Source organism: Kocuria rhizosphaericola, from assembly GCF_044462205.1.
Lineage (GTDB): Bacteria > Actinomycetota > Actinomycetes > Actinomycetales > Micrococcaceae > Kocuria > Kocuria rhizosphaericola.
Genome location: NZ_JBISWK010000014.1, coordinates 1 through 3,082, shown reverse-complemented (window position 1 = coordinate 3,082; position 3,082 = coordinate 1). Strand labels below are relative to the sequence as shown.

The 3,082-nt window shown below is 68.5% G+C and carries 3 protein-coding genes and 1 pseudogene; 2 read left to right on the top strand and 2 right to left on the bottom strand.

Going from position 1 to position 3,082, the window contains the following annotated elements:
* Together ACH9D2_RS01110 and ACH9D2_RS19485 are read left to right on the top strand one after the other, a co-directional pair.
* Positions 1-394: hypothetical protein (locus tag ACH9D2_RS01110; RefSeq protein ID WP_396360902.1), on the top strand; the 394-nt coding region annotated here is incomplete at its 5' end.
* 279 nt (positions 395-673) lie between these two features.
* Positions 674-1,757: pseudogene (locus ACH9D2_RS19485) on the top strand (IS110 family transposase).
* A gap of 301 nt (positions 1,758-2,058) precedes the next feature.
* Here the strand turns inward: ACH9D2_RS19485 and ACH9D2_RS01095 are convergent.
* Both ACH9D2_RS01095 and ACH9D2_RS01090 read right to left on the bottom strand, forming a co-directional pair.
* Positions 2,059-2,484 carry a hypothetical protein gene (locus ACH9D2_RS01095; protein WP_396360897.1) on the bottom strand — a complete coding sequence of 142 codons (426 nt, stop codon included), beginning with the start codon at positions 2,482-2,484 and terminating at the stop codon, positions 2,059-2,061.
* A gap of 168 nt (positions 2,485-2,652) precedes the next feature.
* A partial coding sequence (locus ACH9D2_RS01090) for a phospholipase D-like domain-containing protein (protein WP_396360895.1) occupies positions 2,653-3,082 on the bottom strand: 430 nt, incomplete at its 5' end.

Below are 3,082 nucleotides of genomic sequence, written 5' to 3'. Positions count from 1 at the left end.
GACCCTTGCCGTGGCCGGCCTGACCGGGGCGCTGCTGCTGACCGGCTGCCAGGACGAGACCCGGCTGACCCAGCTGGACCAGTCCGGGGTCTCCACCGAGGAACTGGTCGGCCAGCAGATCACCCTCACCAACGACGTGGAAGGCATCTACGGGGAGGAGTTCCTGACCATGGGCGATGAGCAGACGGTGGTGTTCGTGAGCGAGATGCCCGCCGATCTGCGCCCCGGCGACGAGGTCGAGGCCACCGGCACCGTGGCCGCCGGCGACCTGTTCAGCGAACCCGGCGACCGTGACCGGCTGATGCGCCTCACCGACGAGGAGACCGCCAACTACCTCGTCAACCGCGAATCCGAGCCCTACCTCACCGAGGCCACCGTCACCGTCGTCGAGTAGGTCCCCGCTTCACGTGACCGCCCACGACAAGGAAGTCCCGCTCGGCAGTGACCCTCTGTCCGGCCCGCGGCCGGTGCAGGGCAGGATCCCCGGCGAGTGGAACCCTTCCCGCCGCAGCGGTGGGAAGGGTTCCACTCGTCCTGGGGCCAGGGTCTAGACGATAGGTAGTGACCGCCCGGGCACTCGGGGGTTGCGGGCTGGGGCCTCGCTCACACAGATTCGTGGGTTACCGAGCAGGGGCCGCCTGCTCGGCCTGTCCGACATGTGTGGGAGGCCCCGGTGTTTACAGAGCGTACGAGCGTAGGGCTCGATGTGCACGCACGATCGGTCGCGGCAGCGGCGATCGACGGTGTGACCGGTGAGCTCGTCCAGGCGAGACTGACCCCTGATCACGGCCACATCCGCTCCTGGATCCGGGACCTGCCCGGGCCGGTGGCGGTGACCTACGAGGCCGGCCCGACCGGCTTCGGACTGACCCGGACCCTCACCGCTGAGGGGATCCGGTGCGTGGTCGCGGCCCCGTCGAAGCTGCAACGCCCTTCCGGGGACCGGGTGAAAACCGACGCCCGGGATGCGGTGCACCTGGTGCGGCTGCTGCGCCTGGACGAGATCACGGGCGTGGTCGTGCCATCCGTGGAACAGGAGGCCGCCCGGGATCTGGTGCGGGGCCGGGAGGACTGCCGCGGGGACCTGATGCGGGCCCGCCACCGGGTCTGAAAAGCTGCTGCTGCGCCACGGCATCGTCTACACCGGCGGGGCCGCCTGGACCGGTGCCCACCATGCGTGGCTGGCCCGCCAGCACCTGGAGTCCCCGGCCACCCGGATGGCCTTCGACGCCGAGCACGAGCCCGTACTGGCCACCCTGGCCGGCCGCGACCGGCTCGATCGGGCGATCACGACGATGGCCAACGACAGCCAGTTCACCCCGGTGGTGCACCGGTTGTGCTGTCTGCGCGGGATATCCACCCTGACCGGGTTCGGACTGGCCGTGGAGATCGGCGACTGGCACCGTTTCACCGGCTCCACGATCGGTTCCTTCGTCGGGCTGGTGCCCTCCGAGCACTCCTCCGGGGCGAACGGAGCACAGGGGCCGATCACCAAGACCGGCAACACCCACGCCCGCCGGCTGCTGGTCGAGGCCGCCTGGCACCACCGCCCCGCCTACCGGCCCGGGGCGACCATGCGTGCCCGCTGGGAGAACGCCCCGGCCGCGGCCCGGACCCGCGGGGACGCGGGCAACCGCCGGTTGCACGAGCGCTGGGTGCGGATGCCCGAGCGCAAGAAGCGCCCCACCATCGCCAACGTGGCCATCGCCCGCGAGCTGGCCGGGTGGTGCTGGTCCCTGGCGGTGATGGAGGACTGAGCCGCCGGCCTTGAAGCTGGTCCCTCGACGCTGACCCGCAGGCAGCGCGTCGAGCGATCCGCGATACAACTATGAGCAGCCCCCTGGCGTGCTTGGCTGCGGTGCGACGCTCGACTCTAGACACGCGGTCCGCTCCAGCCGCACACCGTCCTGCGGTACCCGACCCGCGAATATCAGTCTGACCGCGCGTCGCCACCGACACGCTTGCCCGACCAGCGCCGAGACGGACCACAAGAGGCGCCGCCCGGATCACTCCGGACGGCGACTCACCCCTGCCCTCTTGACAGGAATCCCCTACATATCAGTTGTCCTCGATGACCTGGATATCGTCGGCGACCACGCCGAGGTCGAGTTCGCGCTCGATGAGGTAGGAGGTCTCGTCGTCGTTGAAGTCCACTCCCCACTCGGTCTCGATGTCGGTCTCCACGATCTGGCGGACGGTGCCGGTGACCTGGACCATGTCCCCGTCCTGGAGGTCCTGGGCGGCGGCGTCGCCCCCCACGACGGGGGTGTCGTCCTCACCGACGGTGAAGAGGTTCGGGCCCACGATCTCGGTGACCTCGTTCTGCATCGTGACGGTCTCGTTGAGGATCGCCGCCGTCGCCGAGGCGTCGCCCTCCTGGGCCTCCTGCACCGGGGTCTCCTCAGCACACCCGACCATCAGCGCCGATGCGAAAGCAGCTGCGGCCGGCAGAGCAAACATTTTCTTCTTCGAGCTGATCACCATGATGTTCTCCATTCGATTGAAATCGTTCGCTACTGACTTTCCCACCCTAGGAGCTCAGCCTCCTTCGTATCCCTGAAATTAGTCACACAGGCATAACGAAGTCCTGGACGCCAGGTGGGTACCGCCTTGTCAACCCCTCGATGCCCCGCCCACGGGGCGTCCCGTGGATCACTGCAGGGCCGAGGTGAGGCGGGCGGTGTTGTCGAGGTACTTCTGGTACCAGGGCCTCGCCAGCCAGTCCGCCAGCTCCAGTTCGTGGCTGTGCTCCCGGTAGCCGGCCACGATCTCGTCCAGCCGGCCCACGAAGTCCCGGTCGACGACCATGAGGTTGACCTCGTGGTCGAGCACGAAGGAGCGGATGTCCATGTTGGAGGACCCGACCACCGCGGCATCGTCGTCGATGAGCACGAACTTCGAGTGCAGCACCCAGGGAGCCTGGTACAGGAAGATGCGGATCCCGTCGCGGATGAGCATCTCGTAGAAGGACCGCTGGGCGTGGTGGGTCAGGGCGTGGTTGGAGGTCTCGCCCATGTACAGGTCCACCTCCACACCGCGGCCCACCGCGGTGCGCAGGGTGTTGTACATCGAGTCGTCGGGC